This is a genomic window from Zhengella mangrovi, from assembly GCF_002727065.1.
Lineage (GTDB): Bacteria > Pseudomonadota > Alphaproteobacteria > Rhizobiales > Rhizobiaceae > Zhengella > Zhengella mangrovi.
The window spans coordinates 164249-189534 of record NZ_PDVP01000005.1 but is presented as its reverse complement, the minus strand read 5'-3'; the positions used below and the strand labels follow the sequence as shown (position 1 = coordinate 189534).

At 67.0% G+C, this 25286-nt stretch carries 26 protein-coding genes; 10 read left to right on the top strand and 16 right to left on the bottom strand.

Going from position 1 to position 25286, the window contains the following annotated elements; translation table 11 throughout:
- Positions 1-115: 115 nt before the first annotated feature.
- From CSC94_RS11260 to aroC, 8 genes are all read right to left on the bottom strand, one after another.
- Positions 116-1357: a class I SAM-dependent RNA methyltransferase gene (locus CSC94_RS11260; protein ID WP_099306436.1), complete on the bottom strand. Its 1242-nt coding sequence runs from the start codon at positions 1355-1357 to the stop codon at positions 116-118.
- Positions 1354-2121, bottom strand: a complete 768-nt coding sequence (locus CSC94_RS11255) for a TlyA family RNA methyltransferase (RefSeq protein ID WP_099306435.1) — start codon at positions 2119-2121, stop codon at positions 1354-1356. Before CSC94_RS11255 ends, CSC94_RS11260 begins: the two co-directional genes overlap by 4 nt.
- A gap of 66 nt (positions 2122-2187) precedes the next feature.
- Positions 2188-2520 carry a hypothetical protein gene (locus tag CSC94_RS11250; protein ID WP_099306434.1) on the bottom strand — a complete coding sequence of 111 codons (333 nt, stop codon included), beginning with the start codon at positions 2518-2520 and terminating at the stop codon, positions 2188-2190.
- Positions 2521-2687: 167 nt separating this feature from the next.
- On the bottom strand, positions 2688-3608 hold the full coding sequence (locus CSC94_RS11245; protein WP_099306433.1) for a pirin family protein: 921 nt from the start codon (positions 3606-3608) through the stop codon (positions 2688-2690).
- 291 nt (positions 3609-3899) lie between these two features.
- Positions 3900-4154, bottom strand: a complete 255-nt coding sequence (locus CSC94_RS11240) for an exodeoxyribonuclease VII small subunit (RefSeq protein ID WP_099306432.1) — start codon at positions 4152-4154, stop codon at positions 3900-3902.
- Between the two features lie 2 nt (positions 4155-4156).
- A complete protein-coding gene (locus CSC94_RS11235) occupies positions 4157-5083 on the bottom strand; it encodes a histone deacetylase family protein (protein WP_099306492.1) in 927 nt (308 codons plus the stop codon).
- A 72-nt stretch (positions 5084-5155) separates the two neighbouring features.
- Complete coding sequence (locus CSC94_RS11230; protein ID WP_099306431.1) at positions 5156-6118, bottom strand: hypothetical protein; 963 nt, start codon at positions 6116-6118, stop codon at positions 5156-5158.
- Positions 6118-7218 carry a chorismate synthase gene (gene aroC / locus CSC94_RS11225; protein WP_099306430.1) on the bottom strand — a complete coding sequence of 367 codons (1101 nt, stop codon included), beginning with the start codon at positions 7216-7218 and terminating at the stop codon, positions 6118-6120. The genes CSC94_RS11230 and aroC overlap by 1 nt, the downstream gene beginning before the upstream one ends.
- Positions 7219-7443: 225 nt before the next feature.
- On the opposite strand from aroC, the gene CSC94_RS11220 reads away from it, so the two are divergent.
- On the top strand, positions 7444-7701 hold the full coding sequence (locus CSC94_RS11220) for a DUF1344 domain-containing protein (protein ID WP_099306429.1): 258 nt from the start codon (positions 7444-7446) through the stop codon (positions 7699-7701).
- A 63-nt stretch (positions 7702-7764) separates the two neighbouring features.
- Here the strand turns inward: CSC94_RS11220 and CSC94_RS11215 are convergent, their stop codons facing one another.
- The 4 genes from CSC94_RS11215 to CSC94_RS11200 all read right to left on the bottom strand — a co-directional run bounded on the left by CSC94_RS11215 (position 7765) and on the right by CSC94_RS11200 (position 10730).
- Entirely contained in the window at positions 7765-8355 is a 591-nt protein-coding gene (locus tag CSC94_RS11215) for a histidine phosphatase family protein (RefSeq protein WP_099306428.1), read from the bottom strand.
- Between the two features lie 65 nt (positions 8356-8420).
- Positions 8421-9233, bottom strand: coding sequence for an enoyl-ACP reductase FabI (fabI, locus tag CSC94_RS11210; protein WP_099306427.1), 813 nt, complete (start codon positions 9231-9233; stop codon positions 8421-8423).
- Positions 9234-9332: 99 nt separating this feature from the next.
- Positions 9333-10271, bottom strand: coding sequence for a DnaJ C-terminal domain-containing protein (locus tag CSC94_RS11205; RefSeq protein ID WP_099306426.1), 939 nt, complete (start codon positions 10269-10271; stop codon positions 9333-9335).
- Positions 10272-10358: 87 nt separating this feature from the next.
- The gene (locus tag CSC94_RS11200) at positions 10359-10730 is read right to left on the bottom strand and encodes an RT0821/Lpp0805 family surface protein (protein ID WP_099306425.1); all 372 of its coding nucleotides are present in this window, start codon (positions 10728-10730) and stop codon (positions 10359-10361) included.
- A 113-nt stretch (positions 10731-10843) separates the two neighbouring features.
- Here CSC94_RS11200 and pdxH point away from each other — a divergent pair, with 113 nt between their 5' ends.
- Both pdxH and CSC94_RS11190 read left to right on the top strand, forming a co-directional pair.
- The gene (gene pdxH, locus CSC94_RS11195; RefSeq protein WP_099306424.1) at positions 10844-11467 is read left to right on the top strand and encodes a pyridoxamine 5'-phosphate oxidase; all 624 of its coding nucleotides are present in this window, start codon (positions 10844-10846) and stop codon (positions 11465-11467) included.
- A 126-nt stretch (positions 11468-11593) separates the two neighbouring features.
- A complete protein-coding gene (locus tag CSC94_RS11190) occupies positions 11594-13171 on the top strand; it encodes a long-chain-fatty-acid--CoA ligase (RefSeq protein WP_099306423.1) in 1578 nt (525 codons plus the stop codon).
- A 9-nt stretch (positions 13172-13180) separates the two neighbouring features.
- Here the strand turns inward: CSC94_RS11190 and CSC94_RS11185 are convergent, their stop codons facing one another.
- Both CSC94_RS11185 and CSC94_RS11180 read right to left on the bottom strand, forming a co-directional pair.
- On the bottom strand, positions 13181-13933 hold the full coding sequence (locus tag CSC94_RS11185) for a crotonase/enoyl-CoA hydratase family protein (RefSeq protein ID WP_099306422.1): 753 nt from the start codon (positions 13931-13933) through the stop codon (positions 13181-13183).
- A gap of 483 nt (positions 13934-14416) precedes the next feature.
- Positions 14417-16186, bottom strand: a complete 1770-nt coding sequence (locus CSC94_RS11180) for an acyl-CoA dehydrogenase family protein (RefSeq protein WP_099306421.1) — start codon at positions 16184-16186, stop codon at positions 14417-14419.
- 197 nt (positions 16187-16383) lie between these two features.
- Between CSC94_RS11180 and CSC94_RS11175 the strand changes: the two genes are divergently transcribed.
- Complete coding sequence (locus tag CSC94_RS11175) at positions 16384-17316, top strand: glycine--tRNA ligase subunit alpha (RefSeq protein WP_099306491.1); 933 nt, start codon at positions 16384-16386, stop codon at positions 17314-17316.
- Between the two features lie 12 nt (positions 17317-17328).
- Here CSC94_RS11175 and CSC94_RS24620 read toward each other — a convergent pair whose 3' ends face one another.
- Positions 17329-17493 (bottom strand): hypothetical protein, encoded by a 165-nt coding sequence (locus tag CSC94_RS24620; RefSeq protein ID WP_165784400.1) that lies wholly within the window; start codon positions 17491-17493, stop codon positions 17329-17331.
- Between the two features lie 421 nt (positions 17494-17914).
- Here CSC94_RS24620 and CSC94_RS11170 point away from each other — a divergent pair, with 421 nt between their 5' ends.
- From CSC94_RS11170 to glyS, 3 genes are all read left to right on the top strand, one after another.
- Positions 17915-18397: a fasciclin domain-containing protein gene (locus tag CSC94_RS11170; RefSeq protein WP_099306420.1), complete on the top strand. Its 483-nt coding sequence runs from the start codon at positions 17915-17917 to the stop codon at positions 18395-18397.
- Positions 18398-18511: 114 nt separating this feature from the next.
- The gene (locus CSC94_RS11165; RefSeq protein WP_099306419.1) at positions 18512-18922 is read left to right on the top strand and encodes an endonuclease domain-containing protein; all 411 of its coding nucleotides are present in this window, start codon (positions 18512-18514) and stop codon (positions 18920-18922) included.
- A gap of 62 nt (positions 18923-18984) precedes the next feature.
- The gene (gene glyS, locus CSC94_RS11160) at positions 18985-21261 is read left to right on the top strand and encodes a glycine--tRNA ligase subunit beta (RefSeq protein WP_099306418.1); all 2277 of its coding nucleotides are present in this window, start codon (positions 18985-18987) and stop codon (positions 21259-21261) included.
- A 90-nt stretch (positions 21262-21351) separates the two neighbouring features.
- Here the strand turns inward: glyS and CSC94_RS11155 are convergent, their stop codons facing one another.
- Complete coding sequence (locus CSC94_RS11155; RefSeq protein ID WP_099306417.1) at positions 21352-21930, bottom strand: hypothetical protein; 579 nt, start codon at positions 21928-21930, stop codon at positions 21352-21354.
- A 160-nt stretch (positions 21931-22090) separates the two neighbouring features.
- On the opposite strand from CSC94_RS11155, the gene CSC94_RS11150 reads away from it, so the two are divergent.
- From CSC94_RS11150 to CSC94_RS11140, 3 genes are all read left to right on the top strand, one after another.
- Positions 22091-23077, top strand: coding sequence for an L-threonylcarbamoyladenylate synthase (locus CSC94_RS11150; protein WP_245408325.1), 987 nt, complete (start codon positions 22091-22093; stop codon positions 23075-23077).
- 10 nt (positions 23078-23087) lie between these two features.
- Complete coding sequence (locus CSC94_RS11145; protein ID WP_099306415.1) at positions 23088-24494, top strand: FAD-binding oxidoreductase; 1407 nt, start codon at positions 23088-23090, stop codon at positions 24492-24494.
- A 221-nt stretch (positions 24495-24715) separates the two neighbouring features.
- Positions 24716-25276, top strand: a complete 561-nt coding sequence (locus CSC94_RS11140) for a DUF6101 family protein (protein ID WP_099306414.1) — start codon at positions 24716-24718, stop codon at positions 25274-25276.
- The last annotated feature ends 10 nt before the right edge of the window (positions 25277-25286 follow it).

Here is a 25286-nt window from a genome sequence, read left to right as displayed (position 1 = left end):
GAACAAGCCTGTCCTCATAGTTCCCCCGGCACAAGCATGACGCGACCTGACGCACACAGGTCCACTTTCCCGTTAGCACGGAGCCCCGGGCATGCCAACCGGACGCGGCCGGCATTCAGCGGCGCCGCACCGGCTTTTCCAGAAGCGCGACGGCCTCCACGTGAGCGGTGAACAGGAACTGGTCGTAGGGCGTCACCGACAGCAGGCGATAGCCGCCGGCGATGAGGATTTCCAGGTCGCGGGCCAGCGTCACCGGGTTGCAGGACACGGCGGCAACCTTGCGGATGTCGGCCTTGGCCAGGTGCTTCACCTGGGCCTCGGCGCCAGCGCGCGGCGGATCGAAGACAAGCGCGTCGTAGCCGAGCAGTTCGCGCGGCAGGAGCGGATGCTGGAAGAGATCGCGTTTCTCCACCGTCACTTTCTTCAGGCCTGCGGCGCCCCGGAAACCGCCGTCGAGGGCTGCCAGGGCCGGGCCGTCGCCCTCTACCGCGTGGACCTGCATGCGCCCGGCCATTCGCAGCGCGAAGGCCCCTGCCCCGGCAAACAGGTCGGCGGCCTGTTTCGCCTTGCCGAGATGGCCGACAACCTCAGCGGCCATTGCCTCCTCGATGGCCGGGACGGCCTGCAGAAAACCGCCCGGCGGCGGAACGACGGTGGCGGCGCCGAAGCGGACCTGCGGCTTGACCGGTTCCAGCACGATCTCGCCATCGACGGAAAGGCGCGCCCAGTGGTTTTCCAGCACGATCTTCGCGGCGCGCTGGCGCTCGGCTTCCGGAAGCCTGCCCGACTTGCGCACGGCGATGTCCAGCCCGGTCTCGGTAACCGTCACGACCATGTGGAAGGGTTTCGACAGGCCGGCGATGACCGCGGCCAGGCGGCGCAGTTGCGGCAGGGCGGCGACAATGCGCGGATCGGTGACCGGGCATTCCTCGAGCTGGAACAGGCTGTAGGAATAGGGACCGTGGAAGCCGAGCACGGCGCCTCCCTCGCCATGCCTGGCGGAAAGCTGGACGCGGCGGCGCTCTCCCGGACCGCAGGCGACGAGGTCGCCGACGGGCACGTCGATGCCCCGGGCCTGCAGGGCGGAGACCAGCAGGCCGCGCTTCCAGGCGCGGTAGGGCTCTGCCTGCCAGTGCTGGAACGCGCAGCCGCCGCAAGCCGTGAAGTGGCGGCAGAGCGGCTCGATGCGCTCCGGCGACGGATCGATCACGGTCAGTGCCTCGTGCTTCTTGCCGGCCGGCTGGACGGTTACCATTTCGCCGGGCAGCGTGAACGGCACGAAGACCTGGCCCTGCGGCGTGTTGGCAATACCGTCGCCCTGGGCGCCGAGATGATCGATGAGAAGTCTTGCTGTCATGCTCGGTCCCTGATGCCGGCGAGAAGGAATTCGCGGTTGCCGTCGGCGCCCTCGATGGATGACGGCGCGATGCCGAGCGCGCGCCAGCCCGGCCGGGTTTCCAGCCACAGGCGCAGATCCGCGGCGATGGCGGTTCCCTGTGCCGGGTCCTTCAGCAGGCCGCCCTTGCCGATGGCCTCGCGGCCGGCCTCGAATTGCGGCTTGACCAGCAGCACGCAGCGGGCACCGGGCGCGGCCAACGCCAGCGCCGGTGGCATGGCCAGCTTCAGCGAGATGAACGACACGTCGCACACGACGAGGTCCGGCGCGCCGCGCGGAAGGTCGGACGCCGCGAGATCGCGGGCGTTCAGGCCTTCCAGCACCATGACGCGCGGATCGGCTGCAAGCTCCGGATGCATCTGGCCGTGGCCGACATCGACCGCCGTGACATGGGCTGCGCCGCGCTCCAGCAGGACCTGGGTGAAGCCGCCTGTCGACGCGCCGACATCCAGCGCGTTGGCGCCGGCGACATCGATCCCGAAGCCATCGAGGGCGGGAGCCAGCTTGAGCGCCGCCCGCGAGACATAGCCCTGCGCCGGATCGGCAATGGCGATGGCCACGTCGGAAGCGACCATCTGGCCGGGCTTGGCAGCCGTAACGCCGTTGACCGTGACCGTGCCCCGCGCGATGGCGTCGCGCGCCCGCGAGCGCGAGGCGACGAGGCCCCTGTCGGCCAGGAGCTGGTCGAGACGGAGGCGTCCATGCGGGGAAACGGGTGCGTTCATGCGCCCTGATTGGCGCATGACGGCAGGCTTGGCAAGGGTGCCCTTCGGAGCGGGCAACCGTCGGCGTCAGTCCTGCGCGATGACCGACCCGGTGAAGACGATGCGATCCACCGAGACCTGGCGCACGGCGCGCGGCTCGATCGCCGGGGCGAGGCCATGGTTCCACAGCGGACGGGAATGCCGAACGGCATGGAGCAGCAGACGCGGCCGGGGCTGCGAATATTCCGGCGTCTGGCCGGCCGCGAAGGTTCCGCGCAGGACGGCCTTCACCTCGCCGATGCGCTCGGCGACCACTCGCTTGGCGGCGTCTTCCAGCTGCCGGTCATAGGCCGGGGCGGCCTGCGCGGCGGCCAGCCACGCCCATTGCACGGCCATGGCCGCGATGACAATTTTTTTCATTTTGTTGGCTCCCTGTCCTTGGAAGGGAGCATAGGCGCACTCGCCTAAGATTTTAGAAAAACATAAAGTGATTAAATAGCGAATTTCATTGGTAAATCAGGCATGAAGCGGCAGAGTAAACACTCTCTTCATGCCGCCCGGCGCGGGCGCTGGATCGCCCGCGGGGTTCACGCGTCGGGCAGCGGAATGAACTCCTCCTCGTCTCCTGGCACGATATCGAAACGGCCGGTCTTCCATTCCTCCTTGGCCTGCTCGATGCGCTCTTTCGATGAGGAGACGAAGTTCCACCAGATATAGCGGCGCGAGCCCATGGACGCGCCGCCGAAGACCATGAAGCGGGCCCCGGACTGCGAGCGGACATGGATGACATCGCCCGGGCGCAGCACGGCCAGCCGGTCGTTGGGCAGCACCTCGCCGGCGACCTCGATCTCGCCTTCCAGCGTGTAGAGGGCGCGCTCCTCCGCCTCGGCGGGAATGGCCACGGCGGCGCCGGGCTCCAGCCGGATATCGGCATAAAGCGTGTCGTGATGCTGGCGGACCGGTGACGTGGCGCCGTGGAAGGACCCCATCACCACCCGGGCCCAGGCGCCCTCGCCTTCCAGTTCCGGCAGGGCGGAAACCCCGGTGTGCTCGAAGGCCGGGTCGGTTTCCTCGATGGCGTCCGGCAGGGCAAGCCAGGTCTGCAGGCCGTGCATGGGCATGGTGCCCGTGCGCATTTCCTCCGGGGTCCGCTCGGAATGAACGATGCCGCGACCGGCGGTCATCAGGTTCACGTCACCGGGTTCGATGACCATCTCGGTGCCTAGCGAATCGCGGTGGCGGATCTGGCCGTCAAAGAGGTAGGTGACGGTGGAGAGGCCGATGTGGGGATGCGGGCGCACGTCCATCGCCACGCCGTCGCGCAGCACGGCCGGGCCCATGCGGTCGAAGAAGATGAACGGGCCGACCATGCGCCGGCGGGCGGTGGGCAGGGCACGGCGGACCTCGAAGCCGCCGATATCCTTGGACGCCGGCACCACAAGGAGGTCGATGGCATCCGCGGCGCGCACGTCGCCCGGCTCGGGATCAATTCCAGGAAAGAAGCTCATGGCACGCCTCGCTGTGCGTTTGGTTTCCTGCAAGATAGGCAGAAACCGCCGTTTTACCGAGTCCGCCACCGGCAATTGACTGTTCACCGCCCCGAAACAGCCAGGGCCGCCGCGCAAAATCAGCGTCCGGACGCCAAACCGGTGCCCACTTTCGCCGGATCAGATTGATCGCCTTGTCCCATCGCTGTTCCGGACGCGAAACCGGTGCCCACTTTCGCTGGAACAGATTGATCGCCTTGTCCCATCGCTGTTCCGGACGCGAAACCGGTGCCCACTTTCGCTGGAACAGCTTTAGTCCTGGTCGAGCGGCTCGGTCCCCGCGGGTTCGCCTTCCCGGGTCAGGCGGATCTTCTCCACCTTGTCCTCGGCGGCCTTCAGCAGGTGCGCGCAGTGCTTCTTCAGCGCCTCGCCGCGTTCGTAGATGGCGATCGACTGGTCGAGCGGCACGTCGCCGCGTTCGAGGTTCTCGACGATCCGCTCCAACTCGTTGAGCGCGGCCTCGAAGCTCATGGCCTTGATGTCGGCGTTGCCAGTGCTGTCGGTCATGGTCATCCCTTCATCAGGCGGCGGACGTGGACGGCGGTCGAGTCGGCCAGGCCGCGCAGGTCGTAGCCACCTTCCAGCAGGCTCACCACCCGGTTGCCGCAATAGCGGCCGGCCCGATCCATCAGCTTGCCGGTGGCCCAGTCGAAATCCTCCTCGGTCAGTTCCAGCTCGGCCAGCGGATCGCGCCAGTGCGCGTCGAAACCGGCGGAGATAATGATCAGGTCGGGACGGAAATCGTCGATGGCGGGGAGGATGCGGCTCTGGAAGGCCTCGCGGAAATCGGCGCCGTGGGCCCCGGCCGACAGGGGGGCGTTGACGATGTTGCCCGCGCCGGTCTCGTCGCGGGCGCCGGTGCCCGGGTAGAGCGGCATCTGGTGGGTGGAGCAGTAGAGCACGGTGGGATCGGACCAGAAGATGTCCTGCGTGCCGTTGCCGTGGTGAACGTCCCAGTCGACGATCGCAACGCGCTCGACGCCGTGCACCTTCTGGGCGTGGCGGGCGGCGATGGCGGCGTTGTTGAACAGGCAGAACCCCATGGCCTTGTTCTTCTCGGCATGGTGGCCGGGCGGACGGGCGGCGACGAAGGCATTGTCGACCTCGCCGGCCATGACCGCATCGACGGCCGCGGTGGCGCCGCCGAAGGCCGTCAGCGCGGCGTCCCAGCTCTTCGGGCTGGCCGAGGTGTCAGCATCGATGCGCACGATGCCCTCTTCCGGCATGGCGTATTCGACGCGCCGCAGGTAGTCCTCCGGGTGGGCCAGGAGGATGTCCTCCTCGCGGCCCATGGGCGACTCGACGCGGTCGAGAGCCGCGAAGTCCTCGCCGGACAGGGCCTCGGCAACGGCCTTCATGCGATCCGGGCGTTCGGGATGACCGGCCGGGACGAGATGCTCGGCGTGGACCGGGTGGGAATAGAGGCGTGTTGTCATGATGGACAATGTAGGGGCCACGCGCCGCCTTGGCTACGGGGCAGCGCGTGCGAAACCGACAAATCCCCAACCTCAGCGGCGGATAACCAGCAGGCGTCCGTTCTCGGTGGCGGTCACCAGCCAGCCGTCCTTTTCGACGATGGCCTTGTCGATGGCACCCGGCAGGCGAATGTCGGCATGGCTGGAAAAGGCGAAGCGCAGCTTGCGCCGGTCCTGCGAGGGCAGGACGAGGATGGCCGGGTGCTCCTTCTCCACAACCCCGCCCCAGGCAAGGCCCTGCTCGCGCGAGCCGATGACGTGGTTGGAGACGTCGGTGGCGATCTCCGTCTTCATCGCCAGGCCGCGGCCGTCCCAAGCGACCGAGAAGAGCGTGCCGGCGATGTGCGGTGTGCGGACGGCATAGACGATCCGGTCCCTGCCCTCCCCGGGGAGGATGGCGGCGATGTTCAGCCAGCGGTTGGGCCGGCCGATGGCCGGCGTCTCGGCCAGTTGCACCAGTTGCCCGTCGCGCAGGCCGTAGAGCGCGATGGCCGCGCCGGACGCCAGCCCGGAGCGGATGGTCACGACTTCGTTGCGGCCGTCGCCGTCGAGGTCGGCGATGCGCGGCGTGATGTCCTCGAAGACATGCGTTCGCGGAAGCCGGAACAGGTGCGGATTGCCGTCGGCATCGATGACCGCCAGCGAGCCGCCCTCGATGCGGTCGCCGAGCACGCCATGGCCATAACGATCGGTGGGATCGGCATACCAGGCCCGGCGGATGTCGCCGGATGGATCCTCGGCGACCCGGCCGTCCGGCAGCGCGCCTTCCGGGGCGGCCGGCGGTTCATCGGGCACCGGGGACGACAGCAGACAGAACGGCTTTTCGCCGGCGCAGGCGTCAAGGCGGAACGATCCGCCGCGCGTGGTCACGAAGACGCCTTGGGCCGTTTGCGCAACGGCCGTGACGGGCGACGGCGTGGCGATGGTCACGATATCGGCGGACCGGCACGGCGACAGGCCGGCCAGCAGCAGGACCGCCGACAGGACCGCGCGCATCAGATGCGCCCGGTCTGGCCGCGGTGCCGCAGGTAGTGGTCGGCGATGGCGCAGGCGACCATGGCCTCGCCGATGGGCACGGCGCGCAGGCCGACGCAGGGGTCGTGGCGTCCCTTGGTGCGCACCTCGACCTCGTTGCCGTCGGCATCCACCGACTGGCGCGGAGTCAGGATGGACGAGGTCGGCTTGACGGCGAAACGCGCGACCACCGGCTGCCCGGTCGAAATGCCGCCGAGAATCCCGCCCGCGTGGTTGGTCAGGAAATGCGGCTTGCCGTCGGCACCGATCCGCATCTGGTCGGCATTGTCCTCGCCGGTCAGGCGGGCGGCGCCAAAGCCGTTGCCGATCTCCACGCCCTTGACGGCATTGATCGACATGAGGTTCGACGCGATGTCCTGGTCGAGCTTGGCATAGACCGGCGCGCCGAGACCGGCCGGCACGCCATCGGCGACGATCTCGATTATGGCGCCGACCGAGGAACCGGCCTTGCGGATGCCCTCAAGGTACTCGGCGAAAACCGGGATCGAGGTCTCGTCCGGCGTGAAGAACGGGTTGTCCTCGCGGCCGACGACCGACCAGTCCCAGTGCGAGCGGTCGATATCCTTTTCGCCCATGGCGACGAGCGCGCCGCGCACGGCCAGTCCCGGCACCACGAGACGGGCCAGCGCGCCAGCGGCCACGCGGGCCGCGGTCTCGCGCGCCGAAGAGCGGCCGCCGCCGCGATAGTCGCGGATGCCGTACTTGATGTCATAGGTGTAGTCGGCGTGGCCCGGCCGGTAGCGCCGCGCGATCTCGGAATAGTCCTTGGAGCGCTGGTCGGTGTTCTCGATCATCATGGACACCGGCGTGCCGGTGGTCACCAGCGTCACGCCGTCGTCGTCGGGCAGCACGCCGGACAGGATCTTCACCTGGTCGGGTTCCTGGCGCTGGGTCACGTAGCGCGAGGTGCCCGGCCGGCGCTTGTCGAGATCCGCCTGGATCTGCTCGCGGGTAAAGCGGATGCCGGGCGGGCAGCCATCGATCACGCAGCCGAGCGCGGGGCCGTGGCTTTCACCCCATGTGGTGACCCGGAAAAGATGGCCGAAAGTGTTGTGCGACATGGGATCCGTTTTCCTGGAACTGCTCTACTCCGACTGCCTCATAGAGCATCATGCAAAAAGACAGAAGCCCCCGGGTGTCCGTTCACCGGGCGCCGAGAAACATCATGGATGTCAAATTTAGGCTGGCATTGCCCCCGGACCGACATAATAATGCCGCTTCACCCAGCCAGTGATGCGGCAGGGTGCCGGCAAGACCGGACGCCCACCATTCAAGGGAAACCACCAATGCGTACCATCCTGCGGATTGCCGCACCTTTCCTGGCCGCCGGTCTGTTTGCAACCGCCGCGCTGGCCGAAATCACCGGCGGCAAGATCGTCTCCGTCGATCCCGACACCCTGACGGTCAAGCTCGATGACGGCAAGTCCTACAAGCTGAACGCCGAATTCGACGTTTCCGCCCTGAAGGAGGGCATGGACGTCTACCTGTCCTATAACGAGGTCAACGGCGAGAACGTCGTCACCGACATGGACATCGACGAGTAGCACCGTCCCGATCGCGCCCGGCAGGCTTCCGCCGCGGGCGCCTTCGTCCCGATCACACCACCCTCAAAGCCATTCGAGACGGTCGCCCTCCAGCCGCAAAAGGCGGCCCTGGTGAATGTCCATTTCGGCGGCCCGGGTACCCGGGACCCCTCCGACAAGGTGGAACAGCGAGCGAATCGTGCCGCCATGGGCGACGCAGACGGTCGGCTCGGTCAGCGTTTCGAGCCAGCGCCCGACCCGCTCTGCCAGCATGGCATAGCTCTCGGCGCCTTCGCCCGGCGGGACGAAGGTCCACTTGCGCCCTTCCCTCTCCTGCGACGTGCCGGGGTGGAGCGCGTCGAGTTCCTCAAAGGTATGGCGCTCCCAGTCGCCGAACGACAGTTCCTTGAGAAGGGGATCGGTGTCATAGCCATCGCGCGGAAGGCCGAGCCCGAGGCGCATGCGCTCCATGGTTTCGCGCGCCCGCCTCATCGGGCTGGACACGAAGCGGAAATGCGCGTGATCGGCGCCGATGAGGGCGGCCAGCGCCTCGCCATTGCGATCCGCCTGGGCGCGCCCGGTCTCGTTGAGCACGGTATCGGTCTGCCCCTGGAGGCGGCGTTCGGCGTTCCAGTCGGTCTGGCCGTGGCGCGCTATGTAAGTCAGCGGGTACATCAGCACTCTCTTGAGGGCACATGGTGACGCGCGTGTGACCGACAGGGCCGCCAGGTCACCGTGCGTCAGACGGTCGAAATGTCCGGCGCGTCCACCGCCTTCATGCCGACGACATGATAGCCCGAGTCGACATGAAGGACTTCGCCGGTCGTGCCGCGGCCCATGTCGCTGAGCAGGAAGAGCGCGGAATCGCCCACTTCCTCGATGGTGGTCGTGCGCTTGAGCGGCGAATTGTACTCGTTCCACCTGAGAATGTAGCGGAAGTCGCCGATGCCCGACGCGGCGAGCGTCTTGATCGGTCCGGCCGAGATGGCGTTGCAGCGGATGCCGCGGCCGCCGAGATCAACGGCGAGGTAGCGCACGGATGCCTCCAGCGCGGCCTTGGCCACGCCCATGACGTTGTAGTGCGGCATGACCTTCTCGGCGCCGTAATAGGTCAGCGTCAGCAGCGAGGCGCCGTCGTTGAGAAGCGGCTCGGCGGCCTGGGCGACTGCCGTGAACGAATAGACGGAGATGTCCATCGTCATCAGGAAGTTGTCGCGCGTCGTCTGGATGTAGCGACCGTCGAGCTCGTCCTTGTTGGAGAAGCCGATGGCGTGGACGAGGAAGTCGATCTTGCCCCACTTTTCCTCGATCGCCCTGAAGGTCGCGGCGATGCTCTCCGGATCGGAGACGTCGCAATGGCCGATCGTCCAGGCACCCAGTTCGTTGCCCAGCGGCTCGACGCGCTTCTTCATCGCATCGCCCTGGTAGGTCAGCGCGATCTCGGCGCCGGCATCACTCAGCGAACGGGCGATGCCCCAGGCGATGGAACGGTTGTTGGCGAGGCCCATGATCAGGCCGCGCTTGCCAGCCATCAATCCAGAGGTCGCGGTCATGCTCTTCGGTCTCCTGCAAAGCCTCAGCAATCGGGAGCCTGCCTATCGCACAGGCTCCCGGAGGCTTCAAGCCAAAGTTCCGCGCTATTTCGACGTGTTTCACGCCTTTTCACGCGACAGGAAGGCCTTCAACTCGTCGTCGCCGCCCTCGGGAAGCATGATGCGGACATGGGCGAGCAGATCGCCATGGCCGCCGCCCTTCCTGGGCAGGCCGCGTCCCTTGAGGCGCAGAACCTTGTCGGAACTCGACCAGGCCGGCACCGTCACCGCGATCTTGCCGGTCAGCGTCTGCAGGGGCATCTTCGCCCCTTCGACCGCCTCGCGCAGCCCGACGGGAAGCTCGACATGGAGGTCGGCGCCCTCCACGCGGAAAGCGGGATGCGCCTTGTATTTCACCGTGACGAGCGCGTCGCCCGGCTGGCCGAAGGGATTTTCGGCGCCCTGCCCCTTGAGGCGGATCACCTGGCCATCCTCCACGCCCTGGGGCAGCTTGATCGCCAGCTTGCGGCCATCCGGGAAGACGGCCGTCACCTTCGCCGCCTCGGCCACATCCTCCAGCGAGACCGCCAGTGTCGCCTTCAGGTCCTCGCCCTTCTGGGCAGAGGGACCGCGCGGGCCGGTGCGCCCGCCCGACGAGAAGGCATGGCCGAAGATGTCTGAGAAGATATCGCCTGCCTCGAAACCGCCCGGGCCGCCGGGGCCGGCGGATCGGAACTCGAACCGGCTGCCCTGGGGGCCGCGTGACGTACGGGCGCCGGCAAACGGCCCGCCCGGGCCGAACGGGTCGCCGCCTTCGAAACCGGCAAACTTCGGCTTGCCCTCGGCATCGATCTCGCCGCGGTCGAACTGCTTGCGCTTCTCCTCGTCGCCGACGATGTCATAGGCGGTCGATGCCTCGGAAAATCGTTCCTTGGCCTTGGGGTCATCCGGGTTCTGGTCCGGATGGTATTTCTTTGCCAGCTTGCGGAAAGCCGACTTGATTTCCTTGGCGGACGCAGACTTCGCCACGCCCAGCACATCATAGGGATTGCGCGTCATGGGCCATCCATCACAGGTTTGTGAACAGTTGAACCAGATATGGGGGTGCGGGGCACAAAGTGCCAGTCCCGCGACATTTTTCCCCGGTCAGGACCGCTCGAAGCTGCGCATGAACCAGGCGCCGTCGTCTCCGAGGCAGGCTTCGCCTCGGATGACGGAGACGCCGTCGTAGCGCTCGATCGTGCCGGCGAAGCGGCGGCAGACGACGTTGCGGTTCTTGACCTCGGTCACGCCGGTGATCGTGCCGCTGGCGCCGGTGTCGCGGTTGGCCCAGGGGATGGGCTTGCCGGACAGTTCGTCGATGTTGGCCGAGGTGACGGCATTGCGCACCGTCATCTCGTCGGTGTTCAGCACGTCGGAGGGCGTGGTCGCGGAGGTGACGATGGAGCGGTCGACTTCCGCTTCCGCGACGATGTTGGTGGAGGCACAGGCGGTGACGAACGGCGAGATGAAAAGCATTGCAGCAAGTGACTGGCCAATGCGGGCGAAGCGCACTATCCCTTTGCACTCATACGAAGCAATGCGGCTCAAGACCCCCATCCCTCCTTCGGGACAACCTGGACAACTGGACGATGAGTATCGGCGAAACAGGGTTAACAACCGGTGACTTCACTTTGGCGGACGAACCGCTGAAGTTGTTTTCAGATTGGCTAAAGGATGCCGAGGCATCGGAAATCAACGATCCGAACGCCATGGCGGTGGCCACCGTGGACGAGGACGGCCTGCCGGACGTGCGCATGGTGCTGCTGAAGGATTTCGACGCCCACGGCTTCGTCTTCTACACCAATTTCGAGAGCGCGAAAGGCCGCGAGATCCTGGCCACGCGCAAGGCCGCGCTGTGTTTCCACTGGAAGAGCCTGCGCCGCCAGGTGCGTGTGCGCGGCCCGGTCGAGATCGTGTCCGACGCGGAGGCCGACGACTATTACGCCTCCCGGGCGCGGGGCAGCCGGATCGGCGCCTGGGCCTCGAAGCAGTCGCGGCCGCTGGAGAGCCGGTTCGCGCTGGAAAAGGCGGTCGCCGAATACACGGCGAAATATGCCATCGGCGAGATTCCCCGCCCCGCCTACTGGTCGGGCTTCCGCATCCGCCCGCAGCAGATCGAGTTCTGGCACGACCGGCCGTTCCGGCTGCACGACCGGGTGGTCTTCACGCCCGACGGCAAGGGCGGCTGGGAGAAGGCACGGCTTTATCCGTAAGGCTGCCCGGGCACGGGAGACCGGCGGTCGCGGCTCGCCTTGCCAGTGTCCGGCCCGCGTGCAACACTTCCGCCGTGGTTCCGTCGGGAGGAGGATCCGCCGGCGCCACCAGCGGGAGGACTTGCCATGGGTGACACTGCCCCGGAGCCGGCTTTCGTCGACGACCGCCTCGCCCACTGGGCCAGGACCATGCCCGACGCGGAAGCGGTGACCTATCTCTCCCGAACCTGGACCTGGGCGCAGTGGAACGAGCGCGTGCGCCGCGCCGCGGGCGCGCTTGCCGGCCTCGGGATCGGACGCGGCGACGTGGTCGCCTTCCTCGACAAGAACCATTGCGCCTGCGTGGAAATCTCGCTGGCGGCCGGCTCGCTCGGCGCGGCCAATGCCATCATCAACTGGCGGCTGGCCGGCGACGAAGTGGACTACGCGGTCAACGATTCGGGCGCGACCGTGCTGTTCGCCGGATCCGAACTGCTGCCCAAGATCGAGGCCATGCGCGACCGTCTGCCGGGCGTGCGTCACATCATCGAGGTGACACCAGAGGGCAGCGACGGCGATGCCTACGAGGCCCTGCTGGCGCAAGCAGCGCCGAAGGACCGGCCGGACGACGTGACGCCGGACGACGTCTGCCTTGTGATGTATTCGTCCGGCACGACGGGCAAGCCCAAGGGCGTGATGCTGACGCATGCCAACATGGTGCAGCACACGATCAACGCCCATGACGGCTGGGGGTTCGAGCCAGGCGACAAGTCGATGGTCTCCATGCCGCTGTTCCATGTCGGCGGGTCGTCCTACGTGCTGTTTTCCATCCACGACGGCGTGCCGAGCGTCATGACCCGCGACCCCGACGGCGCGTCGCTGGCGGGCGCCATCATGGCCGGGGCGAATGTCACCTTCCTGGTGCCGGCCGTGCTGGCCCAGGTGCTCCAGAACGGGCCGGAGGCCATCGCGCTGTTCGGGCGCCTCAAGATCTACACCTATGGCGCGGCACCGATGCCGCTGCCGCTGCTGCGCGCCGCCATGAAGGCCTGGCCCGATACAAAATTCATCCAGGTCTACGGATTGACCGAGGTGGCAGGCGTCGCCACGCACCTGATGCCCGAGGCCCATCACGATGCCGCCCACCCGGAGCGGCTCTCCTCGGCGGGACAGCCGATCCCCAATTGCCAGGTGCGCATCGTCGACCCGGAGACACTGAAGGACATGCCGGCGGGCGAGCACGGCGAGATCTGGCTGAAGACGCCGCAACTGATGAAGGGCTTTCTCGGCAAGCCGGAAGAAACCGCCAAGGTCATCACGGACGACGGATGGTTCCGCACCGGCGACATCGGCAAGCTGGACGACGAGGGTTTCGTCTTCGTCGAGGACCGCCTGAAGGACATGATCATCAGCGGCGGCGAGAACATCTACTCGCCTGAAATCGAGCGCGTGCTGGCCGAGCATCCGGCGGTGATGGAGGTCGCCATCATCGGCGTGCCGCACGAGAAATGGGGCGAGACGGTCAAGGCCGTGGTCTCGCTGAAACCCGGAACAGAGGCCAGCGAGGGCGAATTGATCGACTGGTGCAAGCGCTCGCTGGCGGCCTACAAGTGCCCGACCACGGTCGACATCATCGAGATGATGCCGCGCAACCCGACGGGCAAGATCCTCAAGCGGGAACTGCGGCGGCCCTACTGGGAGGGCCGCGACAGGGCAATCGTCTGACGCGTCCGGTCAGGCCTTCTTGCGATTCATGAAGGCCATGAAGGCGGCCTTCGCCTCTTCGGATTTCAGGCGTTCGCGGAAGAGCTTGCCTTCCTCGCGGATGCGCTCGACGAGCGCGGTGCGGTCGCCCAGCATCAGGTCGCGGGCGATCTTCAGCGCTTCCGGCGGCTTGGCCGCGATCTCGGCCGCGGCCTCCATCGTGCGCGTCTCCAGGTCATCCTCGCCGACAACGGCATAGATCAGGCCGGCCTCCCTGGCTTCCGCGGCCGGGAGCCCCTTGCTCATGCCAAGCATGGCGAAGGCGCGCTGGCGGCCCATGATCTCGGGGCCGAGCAGGCTGGAACCGGCCTCCGGCACCAGGCCGAGGCTGACGAAAGGCGTGTGAAAGACGGTGCGTGGCGTGGCGAAGGTCAGGTCGCAATGGAAGTGGATCGTCGTCCCGATGCCGACCGCGATCCCGTCAGCGGCCGAAAGGACGGGCTTCCTCGCCGTGGCCAGCGCCATGAGGAAGTCGTAAACTTCCGTGCCCCCCTCTCCGCCCATGGAAATGGCGAGGAAATCGGCCAGGTCGTTGCCGGACGTGAAAGCACCGGGCACGCCCATGATGACGCGGCAGCGGATTTCCGGGTCCTCGTCGGATTCGGTCAGCGCCGCGGCCATCGTGGCATACATGGCCCGCGTCAGCGCGTTCTTCTTGTCCGGCCGGTTCATCCGTATGGTCATGACCGGGCCATCGCGCCCGACGATCACGTGATCGCTCATTCGGTTTCCTCCCATTCGTGCCCGCCCATGTTTGGGCCATGCGCGAACGAAGGGCAAGGATTATTTCCGTTTACGTAAGGGGCATTTGACGTGTGCGAATACGACGACGGGGCGGGTCCCAGGATGCAGGAAGGCCGAGCTCCCTTTCGTCATCCTCGCCCTTGCGGCGAGGCCCCGTGCCGGGACGCCGCGGATCGCGGATGCTGAGAAGAGATGCCGGGGAAGGTCACGGCATGGATATCCGGGTCAAGCCCAGGGATAACGAAATGTGCGGAGCAACTGGGCGGATCAGGCAACCGGGGCAGAGAATGACGGTTTGCTCGTCCAAGGATGAGGACGGAGAAACGGCGGGCAGTCCGGCACGACGCATGCCCGAAGCGGACATGCCCACAGGTCCACGACCGTCGCCCTCTCGCGATCCCCGGACCACAGGCCGTAAAACCGGGCCGTGACCCGGGACCCTGGACAATGGCCCCGCGCCGGTTACGCCATCAGCGCAGCGGAGGCCGCCTCGAGGCTGGCGGCGCCGGCCATCACGCGGTCCTTCAGCGCGGACGTTTCCCCGACGAGGTTCTCGGCGAAGAAGCGGGCCAGTGCGGCGCGGCCCTCGCCCTGGCCATTGGCCGCGGCGCGGGCGAGGTAGCAGCCACCGGCGGCCAAGCCGAACAGGCGCAGGTAGGGCGTGGCGGCCGCCAGCGCTTCTTCCATGCGCCCGCCGGAGAGGGCGTCCTGCAGGAAGCGGGTCGCGCCGTCGAGATCGTCGAGCGCGGCATCGAGGCGCGCGCCGGTCTCGCCCAGTTCCGGATCGTTGGAGGCCCGGGCCGCCTCGGCATCGCCGCGCAGTTCGGCGATATAGCCATGCACCTGCTCACCACCGCCCAGCGGCAGCTTGCGGGTGACGAGGTCGATCGCCTGGATGCCGTTGGTGCCCTCGTAGATCGGCGCGATGCGCGCGTCGCGCAGGTAGGCGGCCGCTCCCGTCTCCTCGATGAAGCCCATGCCGCCATGGACCTGGATGCCCATGGACGCGACCTCCACGCCGATATCGGTCGAAAACGCCTTGGCCACCGGGGTGAGCAGACCTGCGCGGTCGCGCCAATGGGCTGCTTCATCGCCACCAGCGCGGCCCATGTCGATGGCATGGGCGCAATTGTAGCAGATGGCGCGGGCCGCCCGGGTCAGCGCCTTCATGGTCAGCAGCGTGCGGCGGATGTCGGCGTGGTGAATGATGGGCGCCATGCCTTCGCCTTCGTAGCCGGCAGCCTTGCCCTGCTTGCGGTCCAGTGCGTAGGCCAGCGCATGCTGGTAGGCTGCCTCGGCCACTGACACGCCCTGGATGCCGACATTCAGGCGGGCGTTGTTCATCATGGTGAACATGCAGGCGAGACCGCGGTTCTCCTCGCCGATCAGGTAGCCGATGGCGCCGGGCGTCTGGCCGTGCTTGCCGTCGCCGTAGATCATGGTGCACGTGGGCGAACCGTGGATGCCCAGCTTGTGTTCGATGGAATGGCAGATGGCATCGTTGCGCGCGCCGAGGCTGCCGTCGTCGTTGACAAGGAATTTCGGCACCAGGAAGAGCGAAATGCCGCGCGTGCCGGCCGGCGCGTCGGGCAAGCGCGCCAGCACGAGGTGGACGATGTTGTCCGCCGCGTCGTGCTCGCCCCAGGTGATGAAGATCTTCTGGCCGAAAATGCGGTAGGTGCCGTCACCGGCCGGTTCGGCGCGGGCGCGCAGGGCGTTCAGGTCGGAACCCGCCTGCGGCTCGGTCAGGTTCATCGTGCCGGTCCATTCACCGGAAACCAGCTTTTCCAGGAATTTCGCCTTCAGGTCGTCGGTACCATGCGCCTCCAGCGCCTCGATGGCGCCCATGGTCAGCATCGGACCGAGCGCAAAGCCCATGGAGGCCGAGTTCCACATTTCCTGCGTGGCGGTGTTGAGCGAGACCGGCAGGCCCTGGCCGCCGAAATCGACGGGGCCGGAAATGGCGTTCCAGCCGCCGGCGGCCCAGCGGCGGTAGAGGTCGGCCCAGCCGTCGGGCAGCGTCACCACGCCATCGGCGAGCGTGCAGCCCTGGGTATCGCCGACCTTGTAGAGCGGCGCGATCTCCTCGGAGGCGAACTTGCCCGCTTCCTCGAGGATGGCGTCGAGCAGGTCTTCCGACAGGTCGCCCAGCCTGGCTTCCTCCATGGCCTTGCCGACACCGGCAACATACTTGAGCGTGAAGGCGATTTCCGCGACGGGGCTGCGATACATGGGTTCCTCCGGACAAGTTCCTTGCAGGCGATTTGTGGCGTTCCTAGCAGAGAATTCAAGCCCGGTCCGTTCCGGAGTTTACATTTCGCGCAAAAGCCGCCGATCAGCGGTCGCGCCTTGACCGGGGTCGCCCTGCGGCGCTAATCAGCGGCAGTACACGCTTCCAGACAGGCAAGGCCGCCATGACCGCCGAACACATGAGCCCGCAACGGTCCTTCCAGGGACTGATCCTGACCCTGCACAACTACTGGGCCGACTACGGCTGCGCCATCCTGCAGCCCTATGACATGGAAGTGGGCGCGGGCACGTTCCACCCGGCGACCACGCTGCGCTCGCTCGGCCCGAAGCCCTGGAACGCGGCCTACGTGCAGCCGTCGCGCCGGCCGAAGGACGGTCGTTACGGCGAAAACCCGAACCGCCTGCAGCACTACTACCAGTACCAGGTGATCCTGAAGCCGAACCCGTCCAACCTGCAGGAACTCTACCTCGGCTCGCTGGAGGCCATCGGCCTGGATCCGCTGACGCACGACATCCGCTTCGTCGAGGACGATTGGGAAAGCCCGACGCTGGGCGCCTGGGGCCTGGGCTGGGAATGCTGGTGCGACGGCATGGAAGTGTCGCAGTTCACCTATTTCCAGCAGGTCTGCGGCATCGAATGCGCGCCGGTGGCCGGCGAACTGACCTACGGGCTGGAGCGCATCGCGATGTACGTGCAGGGTGTCGACAATGTCTACGACCTGAACTTCAACGGCCGCGAGGGTACGGAGAAGGTGTCCTATGGCGACGTGTTCCTGCAGGCCGAGCAGGAATATTCCCGCTACAATTTCGAGCACGCCAACACGTCGATGCTGCACCAGCATTTCATCGACGCGGAAAAGGAATGCGAGGCGCTGCTGAAGGCCGGTGCGCCGCAGGCTCCCGGACACCTGCACACCTGCGTGCTGCCGGCTTATGACCAGTGCATCAAGGCTTCCCACGTCTTCAACCTGCTGGATGCCCGCGGCGTGATCTCGGTGACCGAGCGGCAGAGCTATATCCTGCGGGTGCGCAACCTTGCCCGCCAGTGCGGCGAGGCCTTCCTGCTGACCGAGGCCGGCGGCGCATCGCTGAAAGAGACGGCTGCGGCCTGACCGGCCAATCCATCACGCCAGGACGAACACCTGCACCATCCGCACCGGTTTGTGCGGTTCCTTGCAGGCCGTTTCCACGGCGCGGCGGGTGCCCGCCATGTGGATCGCCTGCGCGGCAAAATGGCTGTTGATCGCGGCGGCCAGGAGCATCGTGTGAAGGAGGGTCGTGACGGTCATGGCAGCCTCGCGGGCGGTTGTTGTTGGGTCAATCGCGAATGCCGAACCGGCCCTGTTTCCCGATGGATCTGCCCGGCATGTCAGGCAGACTGCCGCACTCCCGTTGAACCGATGCTGATGGGGACGTTCAGCCGGCATTCAGGCGGCGGGGCAGGCTTGGTCATGCGCGTGGCGGGGAAGCCCTGAGGTTCACGGCGGGCATGGCGTTTTCGGGTGCCGCGCCGGTTGTGGCATACGCCGGACGGATCACCGCGCTCACGCAGGTGTGAAGGAAAACCGGGCGCCCGGTTTTGACTGAACCGGCTGACGCGACGCTGCGTGAAATTCCGCGACAGGACGCAAACAGACCCTGTTACCGGCGATCGGGCGCTGCCCCTGTCCAGAGCCGCCGGTTCCACAGTGATCAACGGGAGACTTCAACATGCGCAAGATCGCACTCGCATCCGCCTTTGCCCTCGCCATGGCCGTTCCGGCCTCGGCGTCGAACATCGTCGAGACGGCCCAGTCGGCCGGCACGTTCAACACGCTGCTTGCCGCCGCCAAGGCCGCCGGCCTCGCCGATGCCCTGGCCACCGGTGACAACCTGACCGTGTTCGCGCCGACCGACGAAGCCTTCGCCAAGCTGCCCGAAGGGACCGTCGAAAGCCTGCTGAAGCCTGAGAACAAGGACAAGCTGGCCGCGATCCTGAAGTACCACGTCGTCGGATCGAAGATCATGTCCGGTGACATCGCCGACGGCACAACCGAGGTCGCCACGCTGAAGGACAGCGGCGACACGACCATCGAGGTCACGAAGGGTGCCGACGGCGTGATGGTCGACGGCGCGAAGGTCGTCGCGGCCGACGTGGCCGCCGACAACGGCGTCATCCACGTCATCGATTCCGTCATCCTGCCGCAGGACTGATCCGAACCCTCTCCTCTGTATGTCCGTGGCAGGACGGGGCGCGCCCTTGTGGCGCGCCCTTTTTCATTGGCCGGGCGGGTGACAAGACCGGCATGCCATGCAATTTTACCGTGCATGAAACGATTTCGCATCCAATCTGCCCGGAAACTAAGAACGTCTCTGCAGGACATGGAGCGGCGGCTCTGGCGGCACCTGTGGCGCATACCGCTCGAAGGGACGCATTTTCGCCGACAGGCTCCCATCGGCCCCTATTGTCCGGATTTCGCTTCGCACCGGTTGCGCATCGTGATCGAGATCGATGGCTTCCACCATGGCAGCTCGGCTCAGCAGATTCATGATCGCAAGCGCGACGCCTGGCTTCGCGCGCAAGGGTACCGGGTTTTGAGATTTTGGACCCACGATATCAATTATGAACTGGATTCCGTCCTCGATACGATTTATTCCGCCGTCGAGGACGCGCGCTCCCACCTCCCCCTCGATGGGGGAGGTCGCGCCAAAGGCGCGGGTGGGGGTGTGCGCAATTGATCACCCCACCCCGGCGCTACTGCGCCGACCCTCCCCATCAAGGGGAGGGTGAGGAGCCCTTGATGCCCGATCTTCTGCTTGAACTCCGCTCCGAGGAAATCCCGGCCCGCATGCAGCGCAAGGCTGCCGGCGACCTGAAAAAGCTGGTCACCGACGCGCTGGTCGAGGCGGGCCTGACCTATGACGCGGCGACAGAGTACTGGACGCCGCGACGGCTCTCGCTCGATATCCGCGGCCTGACCGCGCGCTCCCGGGACATCCGCGAAGAGCGCAAGGGGCCGCGTACCGATGCACCGGAAAAGGCGATCGAGGGCTTCCTGCGCGGCGCCGGCCTCACCTCCATCGAGGCGGCCGAGGTGCGCAGCGATCCCAAGAAGGGCGATTTCTACGTCGCGGTGATCGAAACGCCGGGGCGGGATGCCGAGGCCATCGTCGCCGACGTCATGCCCGCGATCATCCGCGGTTTCCCGTGGCCGAAATCCATGCGCTGGGGCAAGGCCTCGGCCGAGCCGGGCTCGTTGCGCTGGGTGCGCCCGCTGCAGTCGATCCTGTGCACCTTCGGGCCGGAAACCGAGGAGACGCGCGTCGTCGATTTCGAGGTCGACGGCATCCGGTCGGGCAACGTGACCCGCGGCCACCGCTTCCATGCGCCCGACGCCTTAGAGGTGCGGCGCTTCGACGACTACATCGCCGGGCTGGAACAGGCCAAAGTGATTCTCGACGCCGAGCGGCGCAAGCAGATCATTCTGAACGACGCGCGCAACCTGGCGTTTGCCAACGGGCTCGAGCTGGTCGAGGACGAGGGCCTGGCAGAGGAAGTCTCCGGCCTCGTCGAATGGCCGGTGGTGCTGATGGGGGAATTCGAGGAGGAGTTTCTCGACATTCCCGATGACGTCACCCGCCTGACAATCAAGACCAACCAGAAATGCTTCGTGACCCGGCGCGACGGGCGGCTGTCCAACCGCTTCATCCTGGTGGCCAACATCGAGGCGAAGGACGGCGGCAAGGAAATCGCCTACGGCAATGGCAAGGTGGTGCGTGCGCGCTTGTCGGACGCGCTCTACTTCTGGCACACCGACCAGGCCAACCTGCCCGACCTCGCCGACCTGAAGGGCAGCGCCGACAAGTTCGACCTCGACCTCGCCAAGCCGCTCGACCAGCGCATGGCGCGCCTCGACCATCTCGACGTCACCTTCCATGCCAGGCTCGGCAGCCAGGGCGACCGGGTGGCCCGCATTGCTGCGCTGGCCGGGGATCTGGCCCCGGTCGTCGGCGCCGATGCGGCGATGGCGCGCCGCGCCGCGCTTCTCGCCAAGGCCGACCTTCAGACCGAAGTGGTGCAGGAATTCCCCGAGGTACAGGGCGCGATGGGCCGCACCTATGCCCTGCTGCAGGGCGAAGACGAGGCGGTGGCAGCCGCCATCGAGGACCATTACCGGCCGCAAGGGCCGTCCGACGCCGTGCCGTCCGCGCCGGTTTCCATCGCCGTGGCGCTGGCCGACAAGCTGGACACGCTGACTGGTTTCTGGGCCATCGACGAGAAGCCGACCGGCTCGAAGGACCCCTACGCGCTGCGCCGTGCCGCGCTCGGCGTCATCCGCATCGTGGCGGAAAACGGCGTGCGGATCGGCATCGCCGCGCAGGGCGGCGCGCACCTCGCACGCCTGCTGACGGACCGGGCCTTCGGCGACGAGACCTTCCGCGACTACCTGATCGAAACCTACGTGCCGCACGGGCAGCGCGTGGCGGAGAACTTCGAGCACGCCTGGGTCAACGACCTGGTGCATGTCGCCGCCGCCAACGACGCGTCCATCATCGTCGCGGACCTGCTGGCCTTCTTCCACGACCGGCTCAAGGTCTACCTGAAGGATGCCGGCGCCCGGCACGACCTGATCGACGCCGTGATCTCGCCGGACAGCGACGACCTGCTGCTGGTCATCCGCCGCGTCGAAGCGCTGTCGGCCTTCCTCGGCAGCGAGGACGGCACCAACCTGCTGGCCGGCACCAAGCGCGCGGCTAACATCCTGGCCGCGGAGGAGAAGAAGGGCACGGTCATCGGCGATACGGTCGATCCCGCGCTGTTCGAGACCGACGAGGAACGGGCCCTCTTCGACAGCCTGGAAGAGGCGGAGCACTTTGCCGCCCAGGCCATCGCCGCAGAGGACTATGCCAAGGCGCTGGCGGCACTGGCGCAGTTGCGCCAGCCGGTCGATGCCTTCTTCGAAGCCGTGCTGGTGAACGCCGACAAGGACGCGGTGCGCGCCAACCGGCTTGCGCTTCTCGCCCGCATCCGCCGGGCGACCGGCCAGGTGGCCGACTTCTCGCGCATCGCCGGCTGATACGCAGCTTGGGCACGACAAGGCGGAGGGCCGGCGGGCGCTCCGCTTTCCGGTCTTTCCGGGATGCCAGGGAAAAGGCCGACGCGCCGCCTACTCGCGGCGCAGGACCATGCCGCGAAGGTCGGCGTCGGGCTGCTTCGGCTTATCGGGATTCATGGGGGCATCGCCCTTCGCCGGTTCCGGCTGCGGTGTCATGCCGGGCTGGACGGCGGCGGTCTTCGCGGTATCGATGGCCGACTCCGGCTGACCGGGCGCGGGCTCGGCCGAGGCCGTCGCCATTTCCTGCGGGCCGTAGATCCGCCCCTCACCCGACTTCGGCGCGATTCCGAAATCGGCCAGCGCGGCCGGCCTGTTCATGAGTTCGGGGCGCTTGCCGATGATCTCGTCGAGCGACATGTCGGCGGTGGGCAGGGATGCCACGACCGCCGGCTTTGCCTTCGCCACCCGGACCGGTTCGGCCTTCGGCTCCGCCGGCGTCCCCATGACGAAAATGGACGGCGATTCCTTGGCTCCCATGACCGCGATGGACGAGGATTCGTGCTTCTCCGGCGTGCCCATGAGGTACACCGACGCCGACACACGGGTGATGGGCGTTTCGCTCTGGCGCGTGTCGGCATGGGCGACGGACGCACCCAGGCACAAACCCGCAACAAGAATGAGAAGCTTCATCGTTTTTGTCCCGTTCAAACTCGCAACGAGGACGACAATAGCAAAGCATCTTGAAGATGCCGTTTTGGAAACAATTCAAATTTGAGCAAACTGTCCCACCGCTTGCACACCTTCCTGCCAGGCGCTACAGCCAAGGCCCTCGATGAAAGGACAAGAACGCGTGGCGACGATCCTGAAGGCGGACGAACCCGATGCCCTCGCCAGGGCGGCCGAGGCGCTCGACGCCGGGCTGCTCGTCGCCATTCCCACCGAGACGGTCTATGGCCTGGCTGCGGACGCGACCAACGGCGAAGCAGTGGCCGGCATCTTCGAGGTCAAGGGCCGGCCGCGCTTCAATCCCCTCATCGCCCATGTCGCCTCGCTGGAAATGGCGCAGTCCATCGGCGTGTTCGACGAGACCGCGGTGGCGCTGGCGCGGCGCTTCTGGCCCGGTCCGCTGACCATCGTGGTTCCGCTGAAACCGGACACGGCCATCCATCCGCTGGTCACCGCCGGGCAGGACACTGTCGCCCTGCGCATGCCGCGCGGGTTCGGCGCGGCGCTCGTCGCCCGGATGGGCCGGCCCGTGGCGGCGCCCTCGGCCAACCGGTCCGGCCGCATTTCACCGACCAGTGCCGAGGCGGTCGCGGCGGATATCGGCGACCGGATCGCGCTCATCATCGATGGCGGAGCGGCGCCTGTCGGCGTGGAATCGACCATCGTCAGGGTGGAAGATAACGTTGTGCGCCTGTTGCGTCCCGGCGGCGTGGCGGCGGAAGAGATCGAGGCCATGGGGCTGACCGTGCGGCGCAACGCGCCCGGGGCGGCCGTGGAAGCCCCCGGCATGCTCGCCTCGCATTATGCACCGGCCGCGCAGGTGCGGCTGAACGCCATCCGCGTGAACCCGGGCGAGGCCCTGCTGGCTTTCGGCCCGGATCGTGCCGCGGGCCACGAGACCGCCGCCGCGGTGCTGAACCTGTCGCCGGATGGCAACCTGGCGGAGGCGGCCGCCAACCTGTTTGCCCATCTCCATGCGCTGGACAAGGCAGATGCCGCGATGATCGCGGTGGAGCCGATCCCGGCCACCGGCCTTGGCGAGGCCATCAACGACCGGCTTGCCCGCGCGGCCGCGCCGCGCCACGGTGCAGGCGCGCGAAGCGAGGACTGAGGAACGAGACATGGACACCACGCTGCAAGACCGTTTCACCGCCATCGTCGGCGCCGGCAACGCGCTGACCGGCGAGGCCGACATGGCACCGCACCTGAAGGAGCCGCGCGGCCTGTGGGGCGGCAAGGCCGCCATGGTGCTCCGGCCCGGCAGCACGGAAGAGGTGTCGGCCATCCTGAAGCTTGCCAGCGAAACCGGCACGCCGGTGGTTCCGCAGGGCGGCAACACGGGCCTCGTCGGCGGTCAGATGCCGGACCAGAGCGGCAGGGCGATCATCCTGTCGCTGTCACGGATGAACCGTGTGCGCGAGCTGGACCGGGCCAGCGCCACGATCACGGTGGAGGCCGGCACCGTGCTGCAGACCATCCAGGACGCGGCGGACGAGGCCGGGCTGCTGTTCCCGCTGTCGCTCGGCAGCCAGGGCTCCTGCCAGATCGGCGGCAACCTGTCGTCCAATGCCGGCGGCACCGGCGTGCTGGCCTATGGCAACACGCGCGAGCTGTGCCTCGGCGTGGAAGTGGTGCTGCCGACCGGCGAGGTGCTCGACGACCTGCGCAAGCTGAAGAAGGACAACACGGGCTACGACCTGAAGAACCTCTTCGTCGGCGCGGAAGGCACGCTCGGCGTCATCACCGCGGCGGTGATGAAACTCTTTCCCCAGCCCAAGGGGCAGGAAGTGGCCTGGATCGGGCTGGAGAGCCCGGAAGCGGCGCTGGCACTCTTCAACCTGGCGACCGGCCAGGCCGGCACCGGGCTGACCGCCTTCGAACTGGTGCGCGACATGGCGATGGACTTTGCGGTCACCCACATCCCCGGCAATGTCGCGCCGCTGGGCGGCCATCACGCGTGGCTGGTGCTGATGGAGATCTCGTCCGGGCGATCGGCGGAGGATGCCCGCGCGGTCACCGAGGCGATCCTGGAAACCGCGTTCGAACAGGGCCTGGTGCAGGACGCCGTGCTCGCCGCCTCGCTGGCGCAGGCACAGGCCTTCTGGCGGCTGCGCGAAACGCTGTCGGACGCCCAGAAGCCGGCGGGCGCGTCGATCAAGCACGACATCTCCGTGCCGATCGCGGCCATCCCGGAGTTCATCCGGGTGGCCGAGGAGGCGGTGAAAACAGTCAGTGCGGGAGCGCGCGTGGTCTGCTTCGGGCACATGGGCGACGGCAACCTGCATTACAACATTTCCGAACCGGCCGAGGGCGACCCGGATTTCCTTTCCCTCTACACCCCGATGAACAAGGCGGTGCACGACGTGGTGCGGTCGATGAACGGTTCCATCTCGGCGGAACATGGCATCGGCCAGATGAAGCGCGCGGAACTTCTGGAGACGGCGCCGGCGGTCGGCATCGACCTCATGCAACGCATCAAGCGCGCGTTCGACCCGGCCGGAATCATGAATCCCGGCAAGGTGATATGACGATCTGCTCACTGGTTGCGGGAAAGATTTCCGCAAGCTTTCCTGCTACTTCGTTACACCGGGTCACGAACCGCTAACCCTGTGGTTTGGCTATTAAAACTTAACCTTCTTCTTTAAGCGGAGCCGAATAGGTCGGCGTTAGTATGCCTTTCAACGAGACCGGAAAACCGGTCCGCCGGAGCCACAAAAGCGGCCCGGGAAGTTGTACAGGAAGGCGTCAAATGCAGACCAACACGAAGCCCGCCTGGGCGGGACGCGACATGCGTCTGGACCCGGCACGGTTGCCCCAGATCGCAAGTTACGCGGCTCCGGACGACAGCGACGTGACCTTCACGATCCATGCGACCGGGGTGTCGGTGCGCAAGGTACTGACGAAATCCGGCCTGCCCTGCTCGCTCGCCCTGCCCTACAAGGCCTATCGCGGCGTGGCGGCGCGGGCGATCGAGGACGAGTTCGGCGACGTGACGGTGACATTGGAACTGCTGCACCAGGACCCGGCGCTCTGCGTGCCGCTGCTGGTGGCCGGCGACCTCTACGACATTGCCGCCGACTGGCGCCTGTGGTCCGAACAGACCAAGCTGCCGATGCTGCTGTTCGAAGCCGACGGGGTCGCCCGGTCGCTGGACGAAAGCCTGGGCGCGGTGAAGACGAGACCCGTGCAGGAACGGCGGCCGCGCCGCACGCCGCGCCGTCCGCGCGCCCGTTTCCTGATGCGCCGGCAAGTCGGCGACAGCGCGTTGCGCCTCGTCATCGAGGGCGAGGAGATCATCGCGCGCAGTTGAGACCCGCGCC